At 53.3% G+C, this 23,781-nt stretch carries 21 protein-coding genes; 11 read left to right on the top strand and 10 right to left on the bottom strand.

Going from position 1 to position 23,781, the window contains the following annotated elements; genetic code table 11:
• Window positions 1–8 precede the first annotated feature (8 nt).
• From JQR90_RS07520 to JQR90_RS07495, 6 genes are all read left to right on the top strand, one after another.
• Window positions 9–1,157: an ABC transporter substrate-binding protein gene (locus JQR90_RS07520; protein ID WP_010797824.1), complete on the top strand. Its 1,149-nt coding sequence runs from the start codon at window positions 9–11 to the stop codon at window positions 1,155–1,157.
• Window positions 1,154–2,227: a FecCD family ABC transporter permease gene (locus JQR90_RS07515; protein WP_010797823.1), complete on the top strand. Its 1,074-nt coding sequence runs from the start codon at window positions 1,154–1,156 to the stop codon at window positions 2,225–2,227. The genes JQR90_RS07520 and JQR90_RS07515 overlap by 4 nt, the downstream gene beginning before the upstream one ends.
• On the top strand, window positions 2,227–3,009 hold the full coding sequence (locus tag JQR90_RS07510) for an ABC transporter ATP-binding protein (protein ID WP_010797822.1): 783 nt from the start codon (window positions 2,227–2,229) through the stop codon (window positions 3,007–3,009). The genes JQR90_RS07515 and JQR90_RS07510 overlap by 1 nt, the downstream gene beginning before the upstream one ends.
• Before the next feature lie 140 nt (window positions 3,010–3,149).
• A complete protein-coding gene (locus JQR90_RS07505) occupies window positions 3,150–4,529 on the top strand; it encodes an RnfABCDGE type electron transport complex subunit B (protein ID WP_010797821.1) in 1,380 nt (459 codons plus the stop codon).
• A 44-nt stretch (window positions 4,530–4,573) separates the two neighbouring features.
• Window positions 4,574–5,212: an endonuclease III gene (gene nth / locus JQR90_RS07500; protein WP_010797820.1), complete on the top strand. Its 639-nt coding sequence runs from the start codon at window positions 4,574–4,576 to the stop codon at window positions 5,210–5,212.
• A 144-nt stretch (window positions 5,213–5,356) separates the two neighbouring features.
• On the top strand, window positions 5,357–5,536 hold the full coding sequence (locus JQR90_RS07495; protein ID WP_010797819.1) for a PA3496 family putative envelope integrity protein: 180 nt from the start codon (window positions 5,357–5,359) through the stop codon (window positions 5,534–5,536).
• 98 nt (window positions 5,537–5,634) lie between these two features.
• Here JQR90_RS07495 and JQR90_RS07490 read toward each other — a convergent pair whose 3' ends face one another.
• Together JQR90_RS07490 and JQR90_RS07485 are read right to left on the bottom strand one after the other, a co-directional pair.
• Window positions 5,635–6,852 carry an argininosuccinate synthase gene (locus tag JQR90_RS07490; protein ID WP_010797818.1) on the bottom strand — a complete coding sequence of 406 codons (1,218 nt, stop codon included), beginning with the start codon at window positions 6,850–6,852 and terminating at the stop codon, window positions 5,635–5,637.
• A gap of 109 nt (window positions 6,853–6,961) precedes the next feature.
• On the bottom strand, window positions 6,962–7,912 hold the full coding sequence (locus tag JQR90_RS07485; RefSeq protein ID WP_073450678.1) for a flagellar protein MotY: 951 nt from the start codon (window positions 7,910–7,912) through the stop codon (window positions 6,962–6,964).
• Window positions 7,913–8,156: 244 nt separating this feature from the next.
• On the opposite strand from JQR90_RS07485, the gene pyrC reads away from it, so the two are divergent.
• From pyrC to bfr, 4 genes are all read left to right on the top strand, one after another.
• The gene (pyrC, locus tag JQR90_RS07480; RefSeq protein ID WP_037030137.1) at window positions 8,157–9,200 is read left to right on the top strand and encodes a dihydroorotase; all 1,044 of its coding nucleotides are present in this window, start codon (window positions 8,157–8,159) and stop codon (window positions 9,198–9,200) included.
• 29 nt (window positions 9,201–9,229) lie between these two features.
• Window positions 9,230–9,877 (top strand): ribonuclease T, encoded by a 648-nt coding sequence (rnt, locus tag JQR90_RS07475; RefSeq protein ID WP_371106384.1) that lies wholly within the window; start codon window positions 9,230–9,232, stop codon window positions 9,875–9,877.
• Window positions 9,878–10,001: 124 nt separating this feature from the next.
• Window positions 10,002–10,217, top strand: coding sequence for a bacterioferritin-associated ferredoxin (locus JQR90_RS07470; protein ID WP_073450677.1), 216 nt, complete (start codon window positions 10,002–10,004; stop codon window positions 10,215–10,217).
• A 186-nt stretch (window positions 10,218–10,403) separates the two neighbouring features.
• Window positions 10,404–10,880, top strand: a complete 477-nt coding sequence (bfr, locus tag JQR90_RS07465; protein ID WP_010797814.1) for a bacterioferritin — start codon at window positions 10,404–10,406, stop codon at window positions 10,878–10,880.
• A 73-nt stretch (window positions 10,881–10,953) separates the two neighbouring features.
• Here the strand turns inward: bfr and JQR90_RS07460 are convergent, their stop codons facing one another.
• Both JQR90_RS07460 and htpG read right to left on the bottom strand, forming a co-directional pair.
• Complete coding sequence (locus JQR90_RS07460) at window positions 10,954–11,688, bottom strand: dienelactone hydrolase family protein (protein ID WP_010797813.1); 735 nt, start codon at window positions 11,686–11,688, stop codon at window positions 10,954–10,956.
• 63 nt (window positions 11,689–11,751) lie between these two features.
• Window positions 11,752–13,650 (bottom strand): molecular chaperone HtpG, encoded by a 1,899-nt coding sequence (gene htpG, locus JQR90_RS07455; protein ID WP_010797812.1) that lies wholly within the window; start codon window positions 13,648–13,650, stop codon window positions 11,752–11,754.
• A gap of 277 nt (window positions 13,651–13,927) precedes the next feature.
• On the opposite strand from htpG, the gene JQR90_RS07450 reads away from it, so the two are divergent.
• Window positions 13,928–14,212 (top strand): hypothetical protein, encoded by a 285-nt coding sequence (locus JQR90_RS07450; RefSeq protein WP_010797811.1) that lies wholly within the window; start codon window positions 13,928–13,930, stop codon window positions 14,210–14,212.
• A 54-nt stretch (window positions 14,213–14,266) separates the two neighbouring features.
• On the opposite strand, the gene brnQ is transcribed toward JQR90_RS07450, so the two are convergent.
• The 6 genes from brnQ to JQR90_RS07420 all read right to left on the bottom strand — a co-directional run bounded on the left by brnQ (window position 14,267) and on the right by JQR90_RS07420 (window position 23,699).
• Window positions 14,267–15,586 carry a branched-chain amino acid transport system II carrier protein gene (gene brnQ / locus JQR90_RS07445; RefSeq protein WP_010797810.1) on the bottom strand — a complete coding sequence of 440 codons (1,320 nt, stop codon included), beginning with the start codon at window positions 15,584–15,586 and terminating at the stop codon, window positions 14,267–14,269.
• A gap of 314 nt (window positions 15,587–15,900) precedes the next feature.
• Window positions 15,901–16,788, bottom strand: coding sequence for a succinate--CoA ligase subunit alpha (gene sucD / locus JQR90_RS07440; protein WP_003087428.1), 888 nt, complete (start codon window positions 16,786–16,788; stop codon window positions 15,901–15,903).
• Entirely contained in the window at window positions 16,788–17,954 is a 1,167-nt protein-coding gene (gene sucC, locus JQR90_RS07435) for an ADP-forming succinate--CoA ligase subunit beta (protein ID WP_010797808.1), read from the bottom strand. The genes sucD and sucC overlap by 1 nt, the downstream gene beginning before the upstream one ends.
• Before the next feature lie 151 nt (window positions 17,955–18,105).
• The gene (gene lpdA / locus JQR90_RS07430; protein ID WP_010797807.1) at window positions 18,106–19,542 is read right to left on the bottom strand and encodes a dihydrolipoyl dehydrogenase; all 1,437 of its coding nucleotides are present in this window, start codon (window positions 19,540–19,542) and stop codon (window positions 18,106–18,108) included.
• 65 nt (window positions 19,543–19,607) lie between these two features.
• Window positions 19,608–20,831 carry a 2-oxoglutarate dehydrogenase complex dihydrolipoyllysine-residue succinyltransferase gene (gene odhB, locus JQR90_RS07425; RefSeq protein WP_010797806.1) on the bottom strand — a complete coding sequence of 408 codons (1,224 nt, stop codon included), beginning with the start codon at window positions 20,829–20,831 and terminating at the stop codon, window positions 19,608–19,610.
• 36 nt (window positions 20,832–20,867) lie between these two features.
• Window positions 20,868–23,699: a 2-oxoglutarate dehydrogenase E1 component gene (locus JQR90_RS07420; RefSeq protein WP_239380415.1), complete on the bottom strand. Its 2,832-nt coding sequence runs from the start codon at window positions 23,697–23,699 to the stop codon at window positions 20,868–20,870.
• Between the last annotated feature and the right edge of the window lie 82 nt (window positions 23,700–23,781).

Raw genomic sequence — 23,781 nt, 5'->3', positions numbered from 1 at the left:
GAAGAGTAATGTTTAATTCCATATTGTCTGGCAAGCGCTGGCTTGGCCTTCTATCAGGCTTTTCTCTGGCTGCCATCATGTCGAGTGGTCTTCATGCTGAGACTATTACTGATATCGCTGGTCGCCAGGTAGAAATTCCTGCCAAGGTTGACCGTATCCTTCTGGGCGAAGGACGGATGCTTTATGCACTGGCTCTACTGGAAGGCGACAAGCCACTCGACCGTATTGTTGGCTGGCAAGGTGAACTCAGTACCGTAGACAAGCAGGGCTACGCGGCCTATCAGGCCAAGTATCCTCAAATCGACAGGATCCCGACTATTGGCAAAACGTCTGAAGCCAGTGTCAACGATGAAAAAGCGATCTCCCTGAAGCCTGATATTGCAATCTTCGGCATTGCTGGTCACGGCCCGGGCGTCAAGAATGAGCTGGTAGAGCAGCTAAAGGCTGCAGGTGTGCCGGTTGTTTTCATTGATTTCCGTCAGCACCCCATGCAAAACACCATTCCCAGCATGCGTGTACTTGGCAAGGCTGTGCATCGAGAAAAGCAGGCTGAAGATTACATCGCGTTCTATCAACGTCATCTGGATCGAATTCAGAAAACCGTCTCAACTATCCCTAGCGACAAACGTCCCAATGTCTTCATCGAAATGCTGGCAGGTATCTGGCCTGGCGCAGCGTGCTGCCATACGGCCGGTAAAGGCAACTTTGGCGAATTTATCGAAGCGGCTGGAGGCAACAACCTGGCCGCTCCCCTGCTGCCTGGCGTAATCGGCGACATCAATGCCGAGACCCTTCTGAGTGTTAACCCTGATATCTACATTGCAAGTGGCACTCGGGACATGAGCTCCACTGACAATGGCCTGAAGTCAGGCGCAGGCGTTACGGATGATGCCGCGGCCGCCAGCCTGCAAGGTCTGCTCAAGCGTCAGGAAATCGCGCCGCTCAGAGCTGTTCATGAAGGCCGTACGTACGGCATCTGGCATAATTTCTATAACTCGCCCTACAACATTTTGGCCATCGAGGCATTTGCCAAATGGTTCTACCCGGACGCGTTCAAGGACGTCGACCCCAAGCAAACGCTGGATGAGCTGAATAACCAGTTCCTTCCTGTCGATATCCGTGGCGCCTACTGGACGCAAGCCAAGAGTAATCCATGAACGCCAAGCAATCGATTGAGCATCCTGCCCTGGATGCCTCTCTCTCTAACGATTACCGCTCGCTCCTGAGTAAGCGACTCCTTATTCTGGCGATCTTCGTAATCGCGATTGGTTGTTCGTTATTACTGGACTTCACGCTCGGGCCGGCCGGCCTGAGCGTTAGTGATCTCTGGCAAACCCTAGTGCATCGCGAATCGGTCAGTCCTAGTCAGGCGGTTATTGTCTGGAATATTCGTCTCCCGCAAGCGCTCATGGCAGTTTGTGTCGGCGCAGCGTTAGGCCTTGCCGGCGCCGAAATGCAGACAATACTGAATAACCCTCTGGCCAGCCCTTTCACGCTAGGGCTTTCACACGCCGCCGCGTTCGGAGCGGCCCTGGCCATTGTGTTGAATCTGGGCATTCCGGGTGTACCCAGCGAGTGGCTTATCTCGATCAACGCCTTTGTGTTTGTTCTGGCAGCAACCCTTCTACTCGACGTTGTCGCACGGCTTCGTCAAGCCACAACCAGCGCCATTGTGCTGTTCGGTATTGCCTTGGGCTTTACCTTTCAGGCACTAGTATCGCTGGTTCAATTTGTTGCCAGTGAGGATACGCTTTCAGGACTGGTCTTCTGGACCATGGGAAGCCTTGCCCGAGCCACCTGGCTCAAGCTCGGCATTCTGGCGCTGGCACTTGCCATCGCACTTCCCTTGTCGCTTCGTCGGGCATGGCAGCTGACAGCGTTACGACTCGGTGAGGATCGTGCAGCCAGCTTTGGAATCAATGTCAAGCGCTTAAGGCTAGGCACCCTGCTGAGAGTTAGTATTCTCACCGCCCTGGCTGTGGCGTTTGTAGGCACCATCGGCTTCATTGGCTTGGTAGGCCCGCACATTTCTCGCCTGATCTTTGGCGAAGATCACCGGTTCTATCTACCTGCCAGCGCCTTGGCCGGTGCGTTGATTCTTTCACTTGCATCTGTTGCATCCAAGAACCTGCTCCCCGGCGTGCTGATACCGGTTGGAATCGTAACGGCTCTTGTGGGTATACCCTTTTTCCTCACGGTTGTCCTGCGTAACAAGGGAGGCCTGTAATGCACGCGTTATCCATGCAGGGGCTGAATGTTGGCTATGGCAAAAAAACGATCATTCAGGACCTTACCCTTGAAGGCATTACGCATGGCAAGGTAACCGCCTTGCTCGGTCCCAACGGAAGCGGTAAGTCAACTTTACTCAAGGCCATCGCTGGCCTGACGCCGGCCAAAGGCACCATCACACTGGACGAAGAGGCGCTTACCAGTCTGAGCTTTGCCAAACGCGCGGAGAAAGTGGTCTATCTTCCCCAGACATTGCCTGCCAGCGTCCATCTGCGTGTTTTCGAGTCGCTTCTGGTTGCACGCCGTGCCTCTGGGCAGCCGCATGCCAAAGACACTGAGGACGCGCTTACCCTGCTTAGGCGCCTTGAGATCGAACACCTGGGCATGCACTACCTTGACCAGCTCTCTGGTGGACAAAAACAGCTGGTAGGTCTGGCACAGGCCCTGATCCGCAGACCGACACTGCTTTTACTTGATGAGCCCCTGAGCGCACTTGATCTGAACTTCCAGTTTCATGTGATGGACGTGATAGCCCAGGAAACACGTCAGCGCGATATGGTTACCCTTATCGTGTTGCACGATATCAACATCGCCTTGAGACAAACCGACCATATTGTCATGCTCAAGAATGGACGCCTGGCGGCTCATGGCACTCCGCAGAGCGTGATCGATGCGGATAGTCTGGCAGAAGTTTATGGAGTTCGCGCACGGATTGAGTCTTGCTCCAAAGGGCGACCGCAAGTCCTGATCGATGGCCTCCATAGCGCCTCGTTGATCTAGCAGCCTGCCGCTGGCCAGCGGCAGGTGTTCATTCGCGGCCATATCCCGGATAATACGCCCCTGTCTGGCTATCCGCTTTATCTGCTGACCATGCTTGAATTTGTTTTTGGCGCCATGCGCACGTCACTGGATGTATGTGCATGAGCCTGATACATGCAATCGACGCGCTTTTACCGCAAACCCAGTGCGGTAAATGTGGCCATCCTGGCTGTCTCCCTTATGCCACTTCCATTGCGGCGGGCGAAGCCATTAACAAATGTCCTCCCGGTGGGGATGAAACCATTCATGATCTGGCCGTGCTGCTGGGCGTCGAGGCCACGCCTCTGGACTCACCCTACCTGCCCACACCTGCTCAGGTAGCGTTCATTCGTGAGGCAGAATGCATTGGCTGTACCAAATGCTTAAAGGCTTGCCCGGTGGATGCCATCGTAGGCGCAGCAAAGCTGATGCACACGGTCATAGCGGCTGAATGTACCGGATGTGAACTGTGCATTGCGCCTTGCCCTGTCGACTGTATCGATCTGAACCCGCTACCTGTACAACCTTCTCACGAACAGCAACGGCAGCAAGCGGCTCATTACCGCTTACGCTATGACGCACACAACGCACGTCTGGCGCGTGAAGAGCAGCGTAAACAGGCCGATCGAGATGCACGTCTGGCACGCTCTCAATTGTCGACAGAGGCGGTTCAAACTGCCACGTCAGTCGATCCTGTCCAGGCAGCAATATCGCGCATCAAAGCTCAGAAAGATCCATCCACTGATGCGGACGTAATACTTAAAAAACTCAAGATCAACGCCTCTACAGCCCAAATGGCGCTCAAGAAAGCTGAAAAGCAGCTGGCTCAGCGTGCCACACAACAATTGGAAGATCAGGTTAAATGGCTCAAGCAGGCCGCTGAAGCCGCCCAGCAAGCTCTGGATGAAGCGCTGAGTGGTAGCCGCCCTTCAAGCCAAGCCCAACCGATTGATGTTTCTGCTGAAATAAAGCGAGCCAAAATCAATGCTGCCATGGCACGAGCGCAACTCAGTAAAGCTGAGAAAGCATTCGGGCAACAGCCAACCCCGGAACAGCAAGAGCAGCTGAGCATGCTTCACGGTTCAGCTGCCGCTGCTGCACAAGCCCTGGCAAATCTTGAAGATCAGACGCCGTCCAAGACGCCGGACGCATTGAAACAGGCAAAGTTGGGTCTAGTAAGTGCCCGTGCCGCGTTTCTCTCGGCAGAGCGTAACGGTGCGCCTCAAGAGGAGCTTTCGCAACTGCGCCAAATGCTTCATCAGGCTGAGAACGCTTTGGACATGGCTGAAAAGGCTTCAGACAGACCTCTGCCGGAGCATACTCGGATACAGAAAAGCCCTGTCGACCCTCTAACGCGGACCCTTAAGACGCAGATTGCTTATGCCAAGGCAGAAGTAAAACGCCTTGAACGCGACAGGGACACTTCCGAGAATGTCTTGTTGGAAGTGCGTGGCCGATTGACCGAGCTTGAAAATAAACTGTCAGAGCATTTGGCATCGTAATAATACGTTAGCCCTTATACCGTGAAAGCCGAGCCACTATTCCCATGAATGCCGCCAAGCGCCTGGAAATCTTTCGTCGTCTCCACGAGGACAACCCTGATCCCAAGACCGAGCTGTCCTACACGACGCCTTTTGAATTACTGATTGCCGTAATGCTATCGGCACAAGCCACCGATAAAGGGGTCAACAAGGCAACCGCAAAGTTGTTCCCAGTGGCCAACACTCCGGAAAGCCTGTATGCCCTTGGTGTGGATGGGCTTTCTGCATACATCAATACGATCAATTTCTATAACACGAAAGCCAAGAACGTTATCGAGACCTGCCGTATTTTGATCGAGCAGCACAACGGTGAAGTCCCACAGACACGTGAGGCACTGGAAGCCCTTCCTGGCGTAGGTCGTAAAACTGCAAATGTCATTTTAAATACAGCGTTTCGGCAGTTTGCAATGGCCGTTGATACGCATATTTTCCGTGTCAGCAACCGGACCAATCTTGCTCCAGGAAAAAATGTGGTTGAGGTGGAGCAAAAGCTTCTCAAGGTGGTTCCGAAGGAATATCTGCTAGATGCACACCACTGGTTGATTCTGCATGGGCGCTACGTGTGTCAGGCGCGAAAACCCCGCTGTGGGAGCTGTCGCATTGAGGACCTGTGCGAATACAAAGCCAAGACATCGGATAATTGATAAGTACCGTAACTTTCAAGCTGATCGATTAAAAAAATCTTTTTTACGACTCATCACTTTGTCGCTATAAGGTGCGCCAAAAGGGCTGTGTAGTCCTCTCAAACTGCACCCGCTCCTTGACCACCTCATGCTAGGAGTTTTCTCATGGCGAGCGAGAAAAGTGATATCGAACTTGATGATGACTTCGTAGAAACCGAGGGTGACGTTGAGGCTGCTGATGTGCCTGTCAGCAAAACCAACCTTACCAAGCGCCGCTTGATAGACAATATGCTTGAAGAGCGTCGCTTGAAGCGTCAGATCTCGGAATACGATTTCGATCTGTAAATAAAAAAAGCCCGGTTGGGCTTTTTTTATTAGCGTTTAAGAGCGAGAGCCCCTCCAGACGGAAGGGCTGCCCAGGTATTGATCCGGGGCAAGATCACTCAAAACAATTTGCGTCCGCTATTAGCGGCGATACGCATACGCAATGCATTGAGCTTGATGAAACCTGCTGCATCAGCCTGGTCGTAAGCACCACCGTCTTCTTCAAACGTAGCGATATTCGCATCAAACAGGGAGTCGTCAGATTTACGACCAACGACAATTACGTTGCCTTTATACAACTTCAGACGTACGACCCCGTTTACGTTGGACTGGGAAGCATCGATCATCTGCTGGAGCATCAGGCGTTCGGGACTCCACCAATAGCCGGTATAGATCAGGCTCGCATAGCGAGGCATGAGCTCATCCTTGAGGTGGGCGACTTCACGATCCAGGGTAATGGACTCGATAGCTCGGTGGGCCTTGAGCATAATGGTGCCGCCAGGCGTTTCATAGCAGCCACGCGACTTCATTCCCACGTAACGGTTCTCAACGATATCCAGACGGCCAATACCGTTTTCGCCACCGATGCGATTGAGCTCAGCCAGCACATGGGCAGGCGTCATGTCCTTGCCATCGATAGCCACGATATCACCAGCACGGTAAGTCAATTCGATATACGTCGGCTGATCCGGAGCAGCCTCTGGCGACTTGGTCCAGCGCCACATGTCCTCCTCATGCTCAGTCCATGTGTCTTCCAGCACACCACCTTCATAAGAGATGTGTAGGAGGTTAGCATCCATGGAATAAGGCGATTTTTTCTTGCCGTGACGCTCGATCGGGATATTGTGCTTTTCTGCATAATCCATGAGCTTTTCGCGGGACAACAAATCCCACTCACGCCAGGGTGCAATAACTTTTACGCCAGGCTTGAGCGCATAGGCTCCCAGTTCGAAGCGTACCTGATCATTGCCCTTGCCGGTTGCACCGTGGGAGATGGCATCAGCGCCCGTTTCGTTGGCAATTTCGATCAATCGCTTGGCGATAAGCGGACGAGCAATGGAAGTACCTAGCAGGTATTCGCCTTCGTATACCGTATTCGCCCGGAACATCGGATAAACGAAATCACGAACGAATTCTTCACGCAGGTCTTCGATGAAGATTTCCTTGACGCCTAAAGCCTTGGCTTTAGCGCGAGCGGGCTCCACTTCTTCCCCTTGGCCAAGGTCCGCTGTAAATGTTACGACTTCACAGTTATAGGTATCCTGCAGCCACTTGAGGATCACCGAAGTATCCAGGCCGCCCGAATACGCCAGGACTACCTTCTTGACGTCCGTCATGCCACTCGCTCCCACGCATTGCTTAGAAAGAAGATGATTCTACTTGCCAAGCGGAGCTATTTATAGAGGCGCGACACAAGAAGTTGCCTAGGCGACACCCGGTACGCTATTAACTGCTTGGCTTACCACCTTGCGAAGCTGTAGCTGGAACGGCCGCCGGCGCGTCGGCTGGCGCTGCCGTAGAAGACTCTGGCTTGGAGTCAGAGGCTACAGGCTCACGGGTAAACACCATCGACACCCTTCTGTTCTTGGCTCGATTTGCCTTGCTGTTATTGGCGACCAAAGGATACTGCTCTCCAAAAAAGCGAATTTCCATTTGCTCCTCAGGAACGCCGCTGGCTTTCAGATACTGCATGACAGCCATTGCACGCAGCCGCGATTCCTGGCGGTTATCGAGTCGATTACCGGAATTATCGGTAAAGCCAGAAATCACTACATGGTTTACAGTGGGATCGGCTTTGAGATACTGAAGAATGATGTCCAGCTTGTTACGTGCCACTTCATCCAGATCACTTCCCCCCTTGGGAAAGCCAACCAGGGAGTGACGAATTTGATCAAAGTTGACTGGCAGAAGCTTGGCAGCACACAGCTGGAAATCCTGATACGCCGACTCAAACCTCGCGGGTAGAATACGAACCTCAAGCGGGTCGCCATTACGGCTACGCGATTTGATCAATGGACTGCGACCTTCCATCAATCCGGTCAGCAGGCGCCGCCCCTGACTCTCGCTCGTATTGAGCGGAGTATTGCCACTTTGAATTCTGATTGAACCCAGCGACTCATCACCTCGTCCCGGCTGCCATGGCGTAGCGGCAGCCAGCAGCGTCGCAGAGCCTTGGGAAAGCCAGTTTTCAGATGTTTTGAGCCTGAAAGTAGGTTGCTCTCCGGCACGACGAACAAACTCACCCGTACCAAAGCGGGGAACATCCTGAGAAAGCCGGCATTCAAACTGATCGCCCTCCACTTTCCATCCCGCTTTTTCAATGCGGTCCTGGAATGTGATGCCCATTGCCGGCAGGCTGGCCAGGAGCGGTAGAAGGGTCAAGTAACGAAGGCGCACAGGGAGGCTCCGAATCCAATAGAAGAATCTTACCCTTGTGATATCGGTTCATTACCCAGAAAACTTGAATACAATCAGCACTTGGATAGTACGCCAACGCTACGCAGGCGGCATTGCTTTAGAACAACTCTGCCTGTTTCACCCAATGGATCAGCTATTCTGAAATACTTCTAGGCTGGGCGGCGTGCCCGAGTCCGCCTTTTCCGGTAGCATTCTCTCCACATTTGTTCGCCTGGAAATCAGCATGTCCGACCGGATAACGCTTCGCCGTCCCGATGACTGGCATATACACCTCCGTGATGGTGCGGCCTTGAGCCAAACCGTAGCCGATGTTGCTCGCACCTTTGCCCGTGCCATCATCATGCCCAACCTGGTACCACCTGTACGCAATGCGGAACAAGCCGCGGCTTATCGCGAGCGTATTCTGGCTGCCCGCCCCGCCGCCAACCGCTTCGAACCGCTGATGGTACTGTACCTGACTGACCGCACCACACCAGACGAAATCCGTGCTGCCAAGGCGAGCGGCTTCGTACATGCCGTCAAGCTCTACCCTGCTGGCGCCACAACAAATTCCGACTCAGGGGTCACCTCGCTGGACAATATCTTTCCGGTATTGGAAACGATGGCCGAGGTAGGACTGCCGCTGCTGGTACATGGCGAAGTTACACGCTCAGAAGTCGACATTTTCGACCGTGAAAAGTGCTTTATCGACGAGCAGCTTAGCGTCATCGTTAGACGCTTCCCCGCGCTTCGGGTCGTGCTTGAACACATCACGACAGGCGATGCAGCACAATTTGTACGTGATGCGTCGGCAAACGTAGCCGCCACCATCACCGCTCATCATCTGCTCTATAATCGTAATCACATGCTGGTTGGCGGCATCCGCCCGCACTTTTTTTGTCTACCTATCCTCAAACGCAACACGCATCAGGAAGCGCTACTGGATGCCGCTGTCAGCGGAAGTCCAAAGTTCTTTCTGGGTACGGACTCAGCACCACACCCCAAACACGCCAAGGAGTCTGCATGCGGCTGCGCTGGCTGCTATACCGCCTATGCAGCACTTGAACTGTATGCCGAAGCCTTCGAAGGCCGCGACGCGCTGGATAAATTAGAGGGCTTCGCCAGCCTGTTTGGCGCCGACTTTTATGGCCTTCCGCATAATACCGATACCGTAACGCTGGTGCGTGAAGAGTGGAAAGCACCTAGCTCCCTGCCTTTTGGCGATTTTGAAGTTGTGCCGCTGCGTGCCGGAGAAACGTTGCGTTGGCGTCTGGAGACCTCTGCATGAGTGATGATGAAGAACTGTTCGCGGAAGAAATGGAAAACACCGCGCCAATGTCCGACTCGCGTATTCCAATGGCCCGACGCTTTCGTGGCTATTTACCTGTAGTCGTGGACGTGGAAACCGGTGGCTTCAATGCGTCCACCGATGCGCTATTGGAAATAGCCGCTACTATCATTGGGATGGATGAGAAAGGTTTTCTCTTCCCTGAGCACACCCATTTCTTTCGGGTCGAGCCGTTCGAAGGGGCCAATGTAGAACCTGCCGCGCTCGAGTTTACTGGCATCAAGCTTGATCACCCGCTGAGAATGGCCGTCAAGGAAGAACATGCCCTTACGGAAATCTTCCGTGGGGTGCGGAAATCTTTGAAAGCCAACGGTTGCAAGCGAGCCATTTTGGTAGGTCATAACAGTAGCTTTGATCTTGCGTTTCTCAACGCTGCGGTCTTGCGCTGTGGTATCAAACGAAACCCCTTTCACCCCTTCTCAAGCTTTGACACGGCTACATTAGCCGGACTGGCTTATGGGCAAACGGTACTAGCCAAAGCCTGCCAAAGCGCTGGAATCGAGTTTGATAATAGGGAAGCGCACTCTGCCCGTTATGACACGGAAAAAACGGCCGATCTGTTCTGCGGTATCGTCAATCGCTGGCGTGAGCTGGGCGGCTGGATGGACCCTGAATAAACCTTTGCCGAGCGGACATCGTGCCGCTCGGCAGGTTAATAACATTCCCTCCTATAACGCTTTGACAATCATTCTCACTACGATTAGTCTGCCGATATCTCTTTTCAGCCATAGACGAATCGCCATGTACGTATGTTTGTGCCGAGGTGTCACCGATAAGCAAATCCGTGAAGCTATCTACGAAGGATGCTGCAGCTATCGGGAAGTAAGGGAATGCACAGGAGTAGGTACTCAATGCGGTAAATGTGCCTGCCTGGCTAAAACGGTTGTCAGAGAAACCCTTGGCGAGCTTCAGGCGGCTCAAAGTCTGGCCTACCCGGTCGGATTATCCCAAGCCTGATAAACAGATTTTTAAGGACCGGGCATTTGGCCCGGTTTTTTTATGTCTAAAAATCAGTAAGTTATGAATCAGTTGCGAAAGCGTGTTATTCACAGATGTTTTTCATAATCAATTCAATAACTTACGTTTGACAAGCTCTCGCTTCGCGCCCAGACTTGTATTACATAATCCTTGGGCGGAGCCGTCATGAAAGGCGACATTAAAGTCATTCAGCATCTCAACAAGATACTTGGAAACGAGCTTGTTGCCATCAATCAGTACTTCCTCCATTCGCGCATGTATAACGACTGGGGCCTGAAAAAACTTGGCCACCATGAATACCATGAGTCAATCGACGAGATGAAGCATGCGGATCGTCTGATTGAGCGAATCCTGTTTCTTGAAGGCCTTCCAAACCTTCAGGATCTTGGCAAGTTGATGATTGGTGAAAATACCAAGGAAATGCTTGAGTGTGACCTTCGCCTGGAAATCGCAGCGGTTGCCGACCTACGAGATGCAATTGTGTACTGTGAAAGTGTTCGAGACTATGTAAGTCGCGACATGCTCAAAGACATCCTGGAGTCTGAAGAGGAGCATATCGATTGGCTCGAAACTCAGTTGGGGCTGATCGACAAGGTAGGGATTGAGAACTACCTGCAATCCAATATGCATGACGAAGACTAAATCTTACAGGTCATAAAAAGCCCGCCTATTGGCGGGCTTTTTATGACCTGGCACTGCTGCGGGTCTTCGCATACTAGCGCGACATGACCTCATCAAACAGATTATGCATAGCCAGGAAGGCGCGTTTGGCAACAACCGGATTGTATTGCTGCTTGCCTGGATTATTGGCTTCCGGATCAGTAAAGGAATGGACAGCATTACCGTAACTGATAACTTGCCAATCGACATTGGCTGCGGTCATTTCTGCCTCGAAAGCAGAAATCTGTTCGCTAGGCACTAACGGATCAGCAGCCCCGTGCAGCACTAGAACGGGTGCTTTGATATTACGGGCATCTTCAGGATTTGGCGTATCCAGATTGGCATGGAAAGTGACAACAGCAGCCAATTCTGCACCTTCACGCGCCAACTCAAGCGCAGCACAGCCACCAAAGCAAAAGCCAATGGCAGCAATGTGTTTCGTGTCTATTGCAACAGTGCCCGCTTGAGCAACAAGCGCCTGATAAGCAGACTGCAGGCGCTTGCGTAGTAAAGCCCTATCATTACGAATCGGCATCATGGCTGCCAGCGCCTCATCTGCATTAGCAGGACGCACCTTCTGGCCATAAAAATCCACGATGAAATAAACCAGCCCATCTTCGCTGGCAAGGCGCTTGGCTAAATCAATAGCACCTTGCGATACGCCCATCCAGTTAGGCGAAAGCAGAACTGCTGGCCGCGTCCGGGGCTGATCAGCATCGTAGACCAGCTGCCCTTCGAACGGCTGTCCATCGATCTCATACTGGATTGCCTTAACCGTCATTTCGGCCATGGGTTACCTCTTCGTCGTTGGGTGTTAAAAGAAAGCCCGCCAGAAGCGGGCTTTATCAGCGCATCAGGCAGAAAGCTCTACCAGAAGCTTATTGAGACGGCGCACGTACGCAGCCGGATCCTTGAGACTATCACCTGCAGCGAGAGCTGCCTGATCGAACAAGACATGAGCCAAATCTACGAAGCGGTCTTCGTCCTGCTCCGTGTCCAATTTTTCGATCAAAGGATGCTGTGGATTGATTTCAAAAATCGGCTTGGATTCAGGGGCCTTCTGGCCGCTCGCTTCAAGGATGCGACGCATCTGCAGACCCAGGTCCTGTTCGCCGATTGCCAGAATAGCCGGTGAGTCTGTCAGGCGATGAGAAACCCGCACTTCGCTGACCTCGTTATCCAGTGCCTTCTTGATGCGACCAACAAGATCTTCTTTGGCCTTGGCTATTTCTTCCTGAGCTTTCTTGTCTTCTTCGGAATCAAGCTTGCCCAAGTCCAGATCGCCACGAGCAACATCAACGAACGACTTACCATCGAACTCCGTCAGGTAGCTCATCAGCCACTCATCGATGCGATCCGTTAGCAGAAGGACTTCGATACCCTTCTTACGGAAAACTTCCAGGTGTGGACTGCTCTTCACCTGATTGTAGCTTTCGCCTGTCAGGTAGTAGATCTTGTCTTGCCCTTCCTTCATGCGACCAATGTAGTCAGCGAGCGCAACGTCCTGTTCACCCGCATCTCCATGAGTCGATGCAAAACGCAGCAAGCCGGCAATCTTTTCACGATTGGCAAAGTCCTCCGCCGGCCCTTCTTTCAGAACCTGTCCAAAAGCACTCCAGAACTGCTTGTATTGCTCCGGCTCGTTTTTGGCCAGCTTTTCCAACATATCCAGGACCCGCTTGGTCAACGCCGACTTCATGGAGTCGATGACCGGATCCTTTTGAAGAATCTCACGAGAGACGTTAAGCGAGAGATCGTTGGAATCCACCACACCCTTGATGAAGCGCAGGTAAAGGGGCAGGAACTCGTCAGCCTGATCCATAATGAATACACGCTGCACATATAGCTTCAATCCACGCGGCGCTTCACGCTGGTACAGATCAAAGGGCGCGCGTGCAGGTACATAAAGCAGCGAGGTGTATTCAAGTTTGCCCTCTACCTTATTGTGACTCCAGGTCAGAGGGTTCTCGAAATCATGGGAGACGTGCTTGTAAAACTCCTGGTATTCCTCATCCTTGACTTCAGTACGCGGCCGTGTCCACAACGCGCTGGCCCGATTGACCGTTTCCCACTCCTGCTCTGAGGGTGCGTCCTCTCCGTGATGCTCTTTTGGCAACTCGATCGGCAGTGCAATGTGATCAGAATACTTCTTGATGATATTACGCAGACGCCAGCCGTCAGCGAACTCTTCTTCGCCTGTTTTCAGATGCAGAACGATGCGAGTACCACGCTCAGGTTTTTCGATGGTTTCAACATCGAACTCGCCTTCGCCTTTCGAACTCCAGTGGACCCCTTCCGCAGCAGGCTGTCCAGCACGGCGTGTAAAGACATCCACTTTGTCCGCTACGATAAAGGCACTATAAAAACCGACCCCAAACTGGCCGATCAAGTGGGAGTCCTTGCGCTGGTCGCCCGACAGGTTCTTAAGGAAATCAGCGGTGCCTGATTTGGCAATAGTTCCCAGATGCGTAACGACATCCTCACGGCTCATGCCGATGCCGTTGTCCTCTATCGTGACAGTGCGTGCATCCTTGTCGTAGCTGATACGGATCTTGAGCGCGTCGCCGCCCTCAAGCAGCTCCGGCTTGGCCAGGGCCTCAAAGCGGAGCTTGTCCGCCGCATCGGAGGCGTTGGAAACCAACTCCCGAAGAAAAATTTCCTTGTTGGAATACAGAGAATGAATCATGAGATGAAGCAGCTGCTTCACTTCAGTCTGAAAACCTAATGTTTCTTTCTGAGTCTCCACACTCATGGTTACGAACTCCACAGATGACGGTTGAGCCGCGATAGCGGTGATGGACGCAAAATGGGGGCAAGTCCTTATTTTTCAACCCAAAACGGATTACAGGTCTCATATCCGGGCCATTTAATCAAATGTCAGGAACTACCTGGCCATGATTGCTGCCAATAGGTCTGGCAGCCGTACCTGTTAGGCTCGCATACCGCCATAGACGCTAAGAAGGTCTACGCGGAACTTCGCTGTATACGTATGCTCGAAGTGCTGCCGTGAATTAAACAAGGAGAAGACCATGCAAAAACCTTTCGCTTACGCCCTGCTGCTTGCTGCAGCCCTTGGCTTAGCTGCCTGTGACAAGCCTTCCGAAGAAAAGGCACAAGACGCACAGCAATCCGAGCAGAAAGCTCAAGAACACATGAATGAAGCAGCCAAGGAAAGCAATCAGGCTGCTCAAGAGCGTACTGAAGCCGCCCAAGAGCAAGCTAAAGAAGCTCAGGATACCGGCACCAATACTTCTCCTCAGGGAAATCCGGATCAGCCTCTGCAAGGCGGCGATCCGAACACCAAGCAGCAGTAAGCTTGTAATAAAAAGCCCGCTATTGCGGGCTTTTTTATTACCGGGAAAAAGCTCTTATGAAGCTCGAACGGCGTGTGGCTGGCCTTGCTGTCTATCCCAGAGCGTAGCCAATACACCCACTACAACCGATGGAATGAGCCACGCCAGCCCTTGATCTACCAGCGGAAGCTTGGCTTCCAGCCATGTAATCCAGCTGGCATCAAAACCTGCCGCCTTTATGCCATCTATAACGCCGAATAGAAACGCAACCAACATGACAGGGGCTACAACGCGCGAGGGTGAATGCCACAGTCTGGAGCAGAAGCTAAGCACAACCAAGACAATGCACGGCGGATAAATGGCCGTCAGCACGGGTACGGATATTTGAATCAGATGAGTCAAACCCAGATTCGAAACGAGTAGAGAAAAAAGTGCCAGTGCAACAACCAGAACTTTGTAAGGCAGATGCAGGGCTTCACTAAAGTATTCTGCACAGGCACAGGTCAATCCAACCGCAGTGACCAGACAGGCAAGCGAAATCAGACAGGCAAGGAAAATACTGCCAGGCTCACCAAACGTATGTTGTACATAGGCATGAAGTACCTCTGCCCCATTAGTGGCCGCTGGCACCAATGAATGGCTAGTAGAGCCCAGCTGGAACAGGCTGATGTAAACCAGAGCCAACCCAACACCTGCAATCAGTCCTGCAATAACAGCGTAGCGCGTAATCAGTGTTGCTGATTCTATGCCACGCGCCTTGATCGCATTTACAATGACGATGCCAAACACCAGAGCGCCCAACGTATCCATGGTCAGATAACCATTAATGAAACCTTGGGAAAACGCCTGTGCCTGATAAGCTTTAACGGACTCGCCCGTCCCGCCGGCAGGCCATAGGAATGCCGCCGCCCCCAGAATGGCAAGCGCCAGGATTTTCAACGGCGCCAGGAAACGGCCTACCGTATCCAACAACCGACCTGGATAAAGCGATACCAGCAATACAACACAGAAATAGACAAGGCTGTAGAGAAAGAGCGGTAGCGCCCCACCACCTGTAAGGGGCGCAAGCCCAACCTCGAATGAGACAGTTGCAGTACGTGGGGTGGCAAACAGCGGGCCGACTGATAAATAGCAAACCGCTGCCAAAAGGCCACCAGCTACCCGTCCGATTGGTGAGCTCAGCGCATTCATGGCGCCGCCTACACGAGCTAAGGCAACCACTGTTAGTACAGGCAAGCCTACCGCTGTAATAAGGAAGCCAATAGCCGCAGCCCAAACGTGGGGACCGGCTTGCAAGCCTACAATCGGAGGGAAAATGATGTTACCCGCGCCTACAAAGAGAGCGAAGGTCATAAAGCCAAGCGCCAGGATATCCTGGCCTTTCAGAGATTTCATTTAAGGGAATACCGGATTCAGACAGATTGATCGCGAAGGGTTCCCGTTGCTTATTAGGAACGACGCCCGCTTGGCTAAAGCGGACCACTAATGGCTACCCTACTCTTTTGGAGACGGTGGCTGTGAAGGGTGCACATCCTAACGAAATCTGCAGACAAAGGCAGCAAAAACGTCTTACACCCCGACTAAACGAGCCGAAATCAGGCCCTCTGTAGCAGTATTGTCGATCGATCAGCGATTTACAGAACTAAAAATTTATCAGCCCTATAAAAACAAAGGCCACCTTAAAGGTGGCCTTTGCATCAAGGTAAGGCTTACGCCTTCTTGACTTCCCAACCAGTCAGCTCGGCCAGGGCCTTGCCGATATCAGCCAGGGAACGTACGGTCTTGACGCCTGCGTCTTGCAGCGCAGCGAACTTCTCGTCAGCAGTACCTTTGCCGCCAGAGATGATTGCGCCCGCATGACCCATACGCTTGCCAGGAGGTGCAGTAACACCGGCAATGTAGGACACAACAGGCTTGGTCACATTGGCCTTGATGAAGGCTGCAGCCTCTTCTTCGGCAGAACCACCGATCTCACCGATCATGACGATCGCTTCGGTCTGGGGATCTTCCTGGAACAGCTTCAGAATATCGATGAAGTTGGAACCCGGAATCGGGTCACCGCCAATACCCACACATGTGGATTGGCCGAAACCTGCGTCAGTGGTTTGCTTGACCGCTTCGTACGTCAGCGTACCGGAACGGGAAACAATGCCGACCTTACCTGGCAAATGAATGTGACCAGGCATGATGCCGATCTTGCATTCGCCGGGTGTGATTACGCCTGGGCAGTTTGGACCAATCAGGCGTACGCCCAACTCATCGCACTTGACCTTGGCATCCAGCATATCCAGCGTAGGAATGCCTTCGGTGATGCAAACGATCAGCTTGATACCACCAAACGCGGCTTCAAGAATGGAGTCCTTACAGAAAGGAGCCGGAACATAGATGACCGAAGCCTCGGCGCCGGTCGCTTCTACTGCTTCCTTAACCGTATTGAATACGGGCAGACCCAGGTGAGTAGTACCACCCTTGCCTGGCGTTACACCGCCAACCATCTTGGTGCCGTAGGCGATAGCTTGCTCGGAGTGGAAAGTACCTTGGCTACCGGTAAAGCCCTGGCAGATAACTTTGGTGTCTTTATTAATCAGGACGCTCATTACTTACCCTCCGCGGCCTTGACGACCTGCTGGGCAGCGTCGGTCAGGCTAGTTGCCGCGATGATGTTCAGACCGCTTTCGGCCAGGACCTTGGCACCCAACTCAGCGTTGTTGCCTTCCAGGCGCACAACGACGGGAACCTTCACGCCGACTTCTTTCACTGCGCCGATGATGCCTTCAGCAATCATGTCGCAACGAACAATACCGCCGAAGATATTAACCAGTACGGCTTTAACATTGCTGTCGGACAGAATGATCTTGAACGCTTCGGTTACGCGCTCTTTGGTCGCGCCACCGCCTACGTCCAGGAAGTTGGCCGGCTTGCCGCCATGCAGGTTAACGATGTCCATGGTACCCATGGCCAGACCTGCACCATTAACCATGCAGCCAATGTTACCTTCAAGTGCAACGTAGTTCAGTTCCCACTTCTGCGCATGGGCTTCACGAGCATCATCCTGGGATGGATCATGCATTGCACGCAGCTTGGGCTGACGATACATGGCATTGCTGTCGATATTGATCTTGGCATCCAGGCAGTGAAGGTTGCCATCTTTCTTGATGACCAGCGGGTTCACTTCCAGCAGCGCCAGGTCATAATCCTGGAACAACTTAGCCAGACCAACAAAAATTTGGGTGAACTGCTTGATCTGGTTACCAGTCAGGCCTAGCTGAAAGGCCAGCTCACGGCCTTGATAAGGCTGAGCACCTACCAGAGGATCAACGGTTGCCTTCAGAATTTTCTCAGGCGTGTCGTGCGCAACTTTTTCGATGTCCACCCCACCTTCGGTGGAGGCCATGAAAACGATACGGCGGCTGGAGCGGTCAACGACCGCACCGAGGTACAGTTCCTTGTCGATGTCCGTGCAGGACTCAACCAGGATCTTGCTAACCGGCTGACCATTAGCATCAGTCTGGTAGGTCACCAGATTTTTGCCTAGCCAGTTTTGAGCAAACGCCTTGGCGTCTTCACGGCTCTTGACCAGCTTCACACCGCCGGCTTTACCACGGCCACCCGCATGAACTTGTGCTTTAACGACCCACTCGCTGCCGCCGATTTTGTCGCAGGCTTCCGCCGCTTCTTCCGGGGTGTCTACAGCGAAGCCCTTGGATACAGGCAGGCCGTACTCAGCGAACAGCTGCTTACCCTGATACTCGTGGAGATTCATGCTTATCTACCGTCTTCGTTAGGTATTGCGCATTTTCGGCGCTGCGCTCACTGGCGCCGCGCCACCTGTAACTGCCCTCTGGCAGTCCGGTGAGCGTTCCTGCGGCCCTCCCCTGGAGTAGCGGCGGGCTGCTCACCGTTGGTCTACCGTCTTAACGCTTCTTGCGGTTGGCAATATGAATGGCATGGCCATTCACTGCCAGGGCCGCTTCATGCAGCGCTTCAGACAGTGTTGGGTGCGAGAACACCATCATGCCCAGGTCTTCGGCACTGGTGCCGAATTCCATGGCGATGGCGCCTTGCTGAACCAGATCCGCTGCACTTGGGCCAATAATATGAACACCTAGAACGCGATCGGTCTTGGCGTCGGCAATTACCTTGACCAGGCCAGCCGTATCGTTGGCCGCCATGGCTCGGCCACTTGCAGCAAACGGGAAGGTGCCGACATTCACTTCAACGCCTTCAGCCTTCAAAGCCTGCTCGGTTTTGCCGACCCATGCCATTTCCGGATGGGTATAGATAACCGAAGGAATCAGATCATAGTTCATCTGAGCCTTGTGACCTGCGATACGCTCGGCCACCATGACACCTTCTTCGGAAGCTTTGTGAGCCAGCATCAGGCCGCGTACACAGTCACCGATTGCGTAAACGCCGGGTACGCTGGTAGCGCAATAGTCATCAACATAGATGTATCCGCGCTCATCGCTCTCCACGCCGCAATCAGAAGCCAGCAGATCGGTCGTCACGGGACGACGGCCTACGGCTACGATCAGCTTGTCGAACGTCTGCTTCTGCTCACCGGTAGAGTCGGTAAAGGTCACGGTCACTTCGTTTCCGTTGACTTCCGAACCGGTTACACGTGTACCCAGACGAACGTTCAGACCTTGCTTGGTTAGAATCTTCAGGCCTTCCTTCGCAATCTGCTCATCGGCAGCCGGCAGGAATTTGTCCAGCGCTTCCAGAACAGTTACTTCGGCACCCAGACGAGCCCATACCGAGCCCAGTTCCAGACCAATAACGCCTGCACCAATAACGCCCAGACGCTTCGGAACTTCAGTGAAGTCAAGAGCACCCGTGGAGTCAACAACAATGCCTTCAACAAGCGGAGCCGGCGGAATTTCGATCGGACGCGAGCCCGAAGCCAGGATGACATTTGTCGCTTCGACAACTTGAGTCTGACCGTCCAGACCTGTCACTTCAACCTGCTTGTTGGCTAGCAGCTTGCCATGTCCTTCCAACAGCGTTACACCGTTGGCCTTGAATAGCGTGCCGATACCACCTGTCAGGTTCTTAACGATCTGATCCTTACGACCGATCATGGCAGGTACATCGATAGTCACGTTGGGTGCATCGATGCCGTGAACCTTGAAGCCTTCATGCGCTTCATGAAACTTGTAAGAGCTATCCAGCAGCGCCTTGGAAGGAATGCAACCTACGTTCAAGCAGGTACCACCCAGGGAGACCTTGCCTTCCTTACCCTTGTATCGCTCGATACAGGCAGTTTTCAGGCCGAGCTGCGCAGCACGGATGGCAGCCACATAGCCGCCAGGGCCGGCACCGATCACGACTACGTCGAATTTTTCGCTCATAAGTTTCATCCTATTTCGATAAACCGGACGGCTTCTTACGAAGCCGTCTCTATATATGGACCAGATTAGATATCCAGCAGCAGACGGGCCGGGTCTTCCAGCAGATCCTTCATGGTGACCAAGAAGGTTACGGCTTCCTTACCGTCGATCAGACGGTGGTCATAGGACAGTGCAAGGTACATCATCGGCAGAATGACAACCTGACCATTCACTGCCATAGGCCGCTCTTGGATCTTGTGCATGCCAAGAATGGCAGTCTGCGGCGGGTTAACGATCGGAGTGGATAGCAACGAGCCAAAAACACCACCGTTGGAGATGGTAAAGGTACCGCCCTGCATGTCTTCCATGGTCAACTTGCCGGCTTTCGCCTTCTTGCCGAAATCAGCAATGGTACCCTCGACTTCAGCCAGGCTCATGAGCTCGGCATTGCGCAGCACCGGAACAACCAGGCCACGATCACTGGAAACCGCGACACCAATATCCTGATAACCGTGGTAAACGATGTCGCTACCATCGATAGAGGCATTGACGCCTGGCTGACGCTTGAGAGCCTCGGTCGCCGCCTTAACAAAGAAAGACATGAAGCCAAGGCGTACGCCATTGTGCTTCTTCTCAAACATGTCCTTATACTTGGCGCGTAGCTCCATGATCGGCTTCATGTTGACTTCATTGAATGTAGTCAACATGGCCATGCTTGACTGAGCTTCGACCAGACGCTCGGCGACCTTGGCACGCAGACGTGTCATCGGTACACGCTTCTCGACGCGATCGCCTGCAGCAAAGGTCTGCGCCGGCGCAGCCGCTGCAGCCGGCTTGGCTGCCGGAGCGGAAGGCGCAGCTTTCTTGGCTTCGATAGCGGCTACAACGTCTTCCTTGGTTACGCGACCGCCTTTTCCGGTGCCCTTGATGCTGGCTGGATCCAGACCATTTTCTTCTGCCAGCTTACGAGCGGCTGGCGCCAGAATCGGATCCTCTTCATCCTGAGCTGCAGTAGCAGGCGCAGCAGACGGCGCTACGGCCGGAGCACTAGCGGCTGGCGCAGCAGCTGCAGCACCCTCCTCCACGCGTGCAATGACTTCTTCGCTCAGCACGGTGTCGCCTTCGTTTTTCAAGACTTCGGCCAACACACCGTCAGCGGGAGCCACAACTTCCAGGACAACCTTGTCGGTTTCGATATCGACCAGCAGTTCGTCCCGCTTTACGGCTTCACCAGGCTTCTTGTGCCAAGTAGCGACGGTGCCATCTGCAACCGACTCTGGAAATGTTGGGGCTTTGATCTCGATAGCCATTCTATTGGATTCCTTAATTCGTTTTATGCGCGCGCGTTAACCATTAAAAGCATCGTTCAGCAGTTTTTCCTGCTGCTCGGCATGCATCGAAGCGTAACCAACTGCCGGCGCAGCGGAGGCATCACGTCCTGCATACTTAAGGCCAATCTCAGGCTTGAGCGCTGAAATGACGCGACGCATATGATGCTGACTGCAATACCAGGCACCCTGGTTCATAGGCTCTTCCTGACACCAAACAATATCCGTCAGATTGCTGTAGGCAGACATGACTTCTGTCAGGTCATCCTCAGGGAACGGATAAAGCTGTTCGATGCGTACGATCGCTGTATCTTCACGACCTTCGGTACGGCGCTTCTCAAGCAGGTCGTAATAGACCTTGCCGCTACACATGACCAGACGGGTTACCTTTTGCGGATCGATCGCATCGATTTCCGGTATAACAGTCTGGAACGAGCCTTCAGCCAAATCTTCCAGTGTGGAAATGGCAAGCTTGTGACGCAGAAGCGACTTGGGTGTTAGAACCACAAGTGGTTTACGCAGCGGACGAATAACCTGGCGACGCAACAGATGGTAGATCTGAGCGGGCGTGGTCGGTACGCATACCTGGATGTTCTGCTCGGCACACAGTTGCAGGTAGCGCTCCAGACGAGCAGAGGAATGCTCGGGGCCCTGTCCTTCATAACCATGAGGCAGCAGCATAGTCAGGCCACACAAGCGGCCCCACTTGATTTCGCCACTGGTAATAAACTGATCGATGACAACCTGCGCGCCGTTGGCGAAATCACCAAACTGCGCTTCCCAGATCACCAGAGCATTTGGTGTCGTCGTGGCATAGCCGTACTCAAACGCCAGTACAGCTTCCTCGGACAGCAAGGAATCGTAGATCTCGAAACTTGGCTGATCTTCGCTCAGATGTTGCAGCGGAACATAAGGCACACCATCCTTCTGGTTATGAAGCACAGCATGGCGATGCGAGAACGTACCACGGCCAACATCCTGACCAGTAATACGAACCGGATGGCCCTCATGCAGCAACGTGGCATAGGCCATGGTTTCCGCGTAGCCCCAGTTGATCGGGAGTCCACCAGCACTCATCTTCTGACGATCTTCGAGGATTTTGCCAACCTGACGCTGTACAACCAGGCCTTCCGGCAGCTGCAGCAACCTGTTGGATAGTTCCTGCAAAGTCTTCAGGTCAAATCGAGTGTCGTGACGTGCGGTCCAGGCATGTCCCAGGTAGGGGCGCCAGTCAACGAACAGGCCTTTGTTCGGCTCCTTGACCAGGCTCGCCACCACATGGCGACCTTCATCCAAGGCACTACGATAGTTTTCGAACTGAGCCTGTACCTGCTCGGTGCTCATTACACCAGCCTGTACCAACGCATCCGCATAAAGATCACGTGTGGTACGTTGCTTGGTGATTTGCTGATACATCAGCGGTTGAGTACCACTGGGCTCGTCAGCTTCGTTATGGCCACGGCGACGATAGCAAACGAGGTCAATGACTACGTCACGCTTGAAATGCATGCGGTAGTCGACCGCCAGCTGTGTCACGAAGAGAACCGCTTCCGGATCATCTCCGTTCACGTGGAAGATAGGCGCCTGCACCATTTTGGCAACATCAGTTGCATACTCAGTGGAACGGGCATCTTCCTGGCGGTTTGTGGTAAAACCGACCTGGTTGTTGATGATGATATGCAGCGTGCCACCGGTTTTGTAAGCCCGGGTCTGGGACATCTGCAGGGTTTCCATCACTACACCCTGCCCTGCAAAGGCCGCATCACCATGAATGGAAATCGGAACGACCTTGTCGCCGGATTTGTCGCTACGACGATCCTGACGTGCGCGTACCGATCCTTCCACCACTGGAGAAACGATTTCCAGGTGTGACGGGTTAAAGGCGAGCGCCAGGTGAACCTCTCCACCTTCAGTCATTACGTTAGAGGAGAAACCCTGGTGGTACTTCACATCACCGGAGCCCAACTCAACGATTTTCTTGCCCTCGAACTCATCGAAAAGATCGCGAGGATTTTTGCCTAGCGTGTTAACCAGTACGTTCAAGCGGCCGCGGTGGGCCATACCGATTACGATCTCCTGGGCGCCATAGGAGCCGGAGCGCTGAATGATTTCGTCAATCAGCGGAATGAGGCTTTCGCCACCCTCCAGGCCAAAGCGCTTGGTGCCCGGATACTTGGTACCCAGATACTTTTCCAAACCCTCTGCGGCCGTTAAGCGCTCGAGCAGGTGTGTCTTGGCTTCGGCGGAATATTGAGGACGCCCACGGACACTTTCCAGACGCTGCAGGAACCAGCGGCGCTCCTCGGAATCGACAATATGCATGAACTCCGCACCGACAGTGCGGCAATATGTCTCTTGCAGAGCATCCCGTATTTCCCGCAGAGTTGCCTCTTCTTTACCGAAGTACAACTCGCCGGTGCGGAAGGTCGTATCGAGATCTGCGTCAGTCAACCCATAGTGATTGAGTGACAGGTCGGCAGGCGCTTGACGCTGCCACAACCCCAGCGGATCCAGACTCGCAGCCTGATGGCCGCGCATACGATAAGCCTGAATAAGGCGCAGAACTTCGACCTGCTTCTTCTCATGCTCACTGCTAACTGTACCTGCTGAGACAGGCTGGGCACGGCGTTGATTTTTTGCCAGGAGAACGAAGTGATCACGGATCGCTGAGTGCGATACGTCAGGGGAGAAATTTCCATCTGCAGGAAGCTTCTGGAAATAAGAGCGCCATTCCTCAGGAACGGCATTGGGATCGTGCAGATAGAGCTCATAGAGCTCTTCGACATAGGAGGCATTCCCACCTGATAGGTGAGCGCTTTCCCACATCCGCTGCATAACGCTTTCGTGCATTTAAGTCACCCCTCGGTCAGGGACAACACCATCGAGTCATACTGCGCGCCAGAAAGCTATACAGCATTCATTGATGTCCGGG

It is taken from the genome of Pseudomonas sp. JZ114 (assembly GCF_051027705.1).
Lineage (GTDB): Bacteria > Pseudomonadota > Gammaproteobacteria > Pseudomonadales > Pseudomonadaceae > Chryseomonas > Chryseomonas luteola.
The sequence above is the reverse complement of the archived record's forward strand: the minus strand, read 5'-3'. Positions and strand labels throughout refer to the sequence as shown.

What these genes read in the sequence shown, in the direction of transcription:
- JQR90_RS07495 (WP_010797819.1), top strand. Translation starts at nt 5,357, where the DNA reads ATGGCGAGCGAGAAAAGTGATATCGAACTTGATGATGACTTCGTAGAA.
- JQR90_RS07470 (WP_073450677.1), top strand. Translation starts at nt 10,002, where the DNA reads ATGTACGTATGTTTGTGCCGAGGTGTCACCGATAAGCAAATCCGTGAA.
- sucD (WP_003087428.1), bottom strand. Translation starts at nt 16,788, where the DNA reads ATGAGCGTCCTGATTAATAAAGACACCAAAGTTATCTGCCAGGGCTTT.
- rnt (WP_371106384.1), top strand. Translation starts at nt 9,230, where the DNA reads ATGGAAAACACCGCGCCAATGTCCGACTCGCGTATTCCAATGGCCCGA.
- JQR90_RS07420 (WP_239380415.1), bottom strand. Translation starts at nt 23,699, where the DNA reads ATGCACGAAAGCGTTATGCAGCGGATGTGGGAAAGCGCTCACCTATCA.
- sucC (WP_010797808.1), bottom strand. Translation starts at nt 17,954, where the DNA reads ATGAATCTCCACGAGTATCAGGGTAAGCAGCTGTTCGCTGAGTACGGC.
- lpdA (WP_010797807.1), bottom strand. Translation starts at nt 19,542, where the DNA reads ATGAGCGAAAAATTCGACGTAGTCGTGATCGGTGCCGGCCCTGGCGGC.
- pyrC (WP_037030137.1), top strand. Translation starts at nt 8,157, where the DNA reads ATGTCCGACCGGATAACGCTTCGCCGTCCCGATGACTGGCATATACAC.
- JQR90_RS07490 (WP_010797818.1), bottom strand. Translation starts at nt 6,852, where the DNA reads ATGACGGACGTCAAGAAGGTAGTCCTGGCGTATTCGGGCGGCCTGGAT.
- JQR90_RS07450 (WP_010797811.1), top strand. Translation starts at nt 13,928, where the DNA reads ATGCAAAAACCTTTCGCTTACGCCCTGCTGCTTGCTGCAGCCCTTGGC.
- brnQ (WP_010797810.1), bottom strand. Translation starts at nt 15,586, where the DNA reads ATGAAATCTCTGAAAGGCCAGGATATCCTGGCGCTTGGCTTTATGACC.
- JQR90_RS07515 (WP_010797823.1), top strand. Translation starts at nt 1,154, where the DNA reads ATGAACGCCAAGCAATCGATTGAGCATCCTGCCCTGGATGCCTCTCTC.
- JQR90_RS07505 (WP_010797821.1), top strand. Translation starts at nt 3,150, where the DNA reads ATGAGCCTGATACATGCAATCGACGCGCTTTTACCGCAAACCCAGTGC.
- JQR90_RS07510 (WP_010797822.1), top strand. Translation starts at nt 2,227, where the DNA reads ATGCACGCGTTATCCATGCAGGGGCTGAATGTTGGCTATGGCAAAAAA.
- bfr (WP_010797814.1), top strand. Translation starts at nt 10,404, where the DNA reads ATGAAAGGCGACATTAAAGTCATTCAGCATCTCAACAAGATACTTGGA.
- htpG (WP_010797812.1), bottom strand. Translation starts at nt 13,650, where the DNA reads ATGAGTGTGGAGACTCAGAAAGAAACATTAGGTTTTCAGACTGAAGTG.
- JQR90_RS07460 (WP_010797813.1), bottom strand. Translation starts at nt 11,688, where the DNA reads ATGGCCGAAATGACGGTTAAGGCAATCCAGTATGAGATCGATGGACAG.
- JQR90_RS07520 (WP_010797824.1), top strand. Translation starts at nt 9, where the DNA reads ATGTTTAATTCCATATTGTCTGGCAAGCGCTGGCTTGGCCTTCTATCA.
- nth (WP_010797820.1), top strand. Translation starts at nt 4,574, where the DNA reads ATGAATGCCGCCAAGCGCCTGGAAATCTTTCGTCGTCTCCACGAGGAC.
- odhB (WP_010797806.1), bottom strand. Translation starts at nt 20,831, where the DNA reads ATGGCTATCGAGATCAAAGCCCCAACATTTCCAGAGTCGGTTGCAGAT.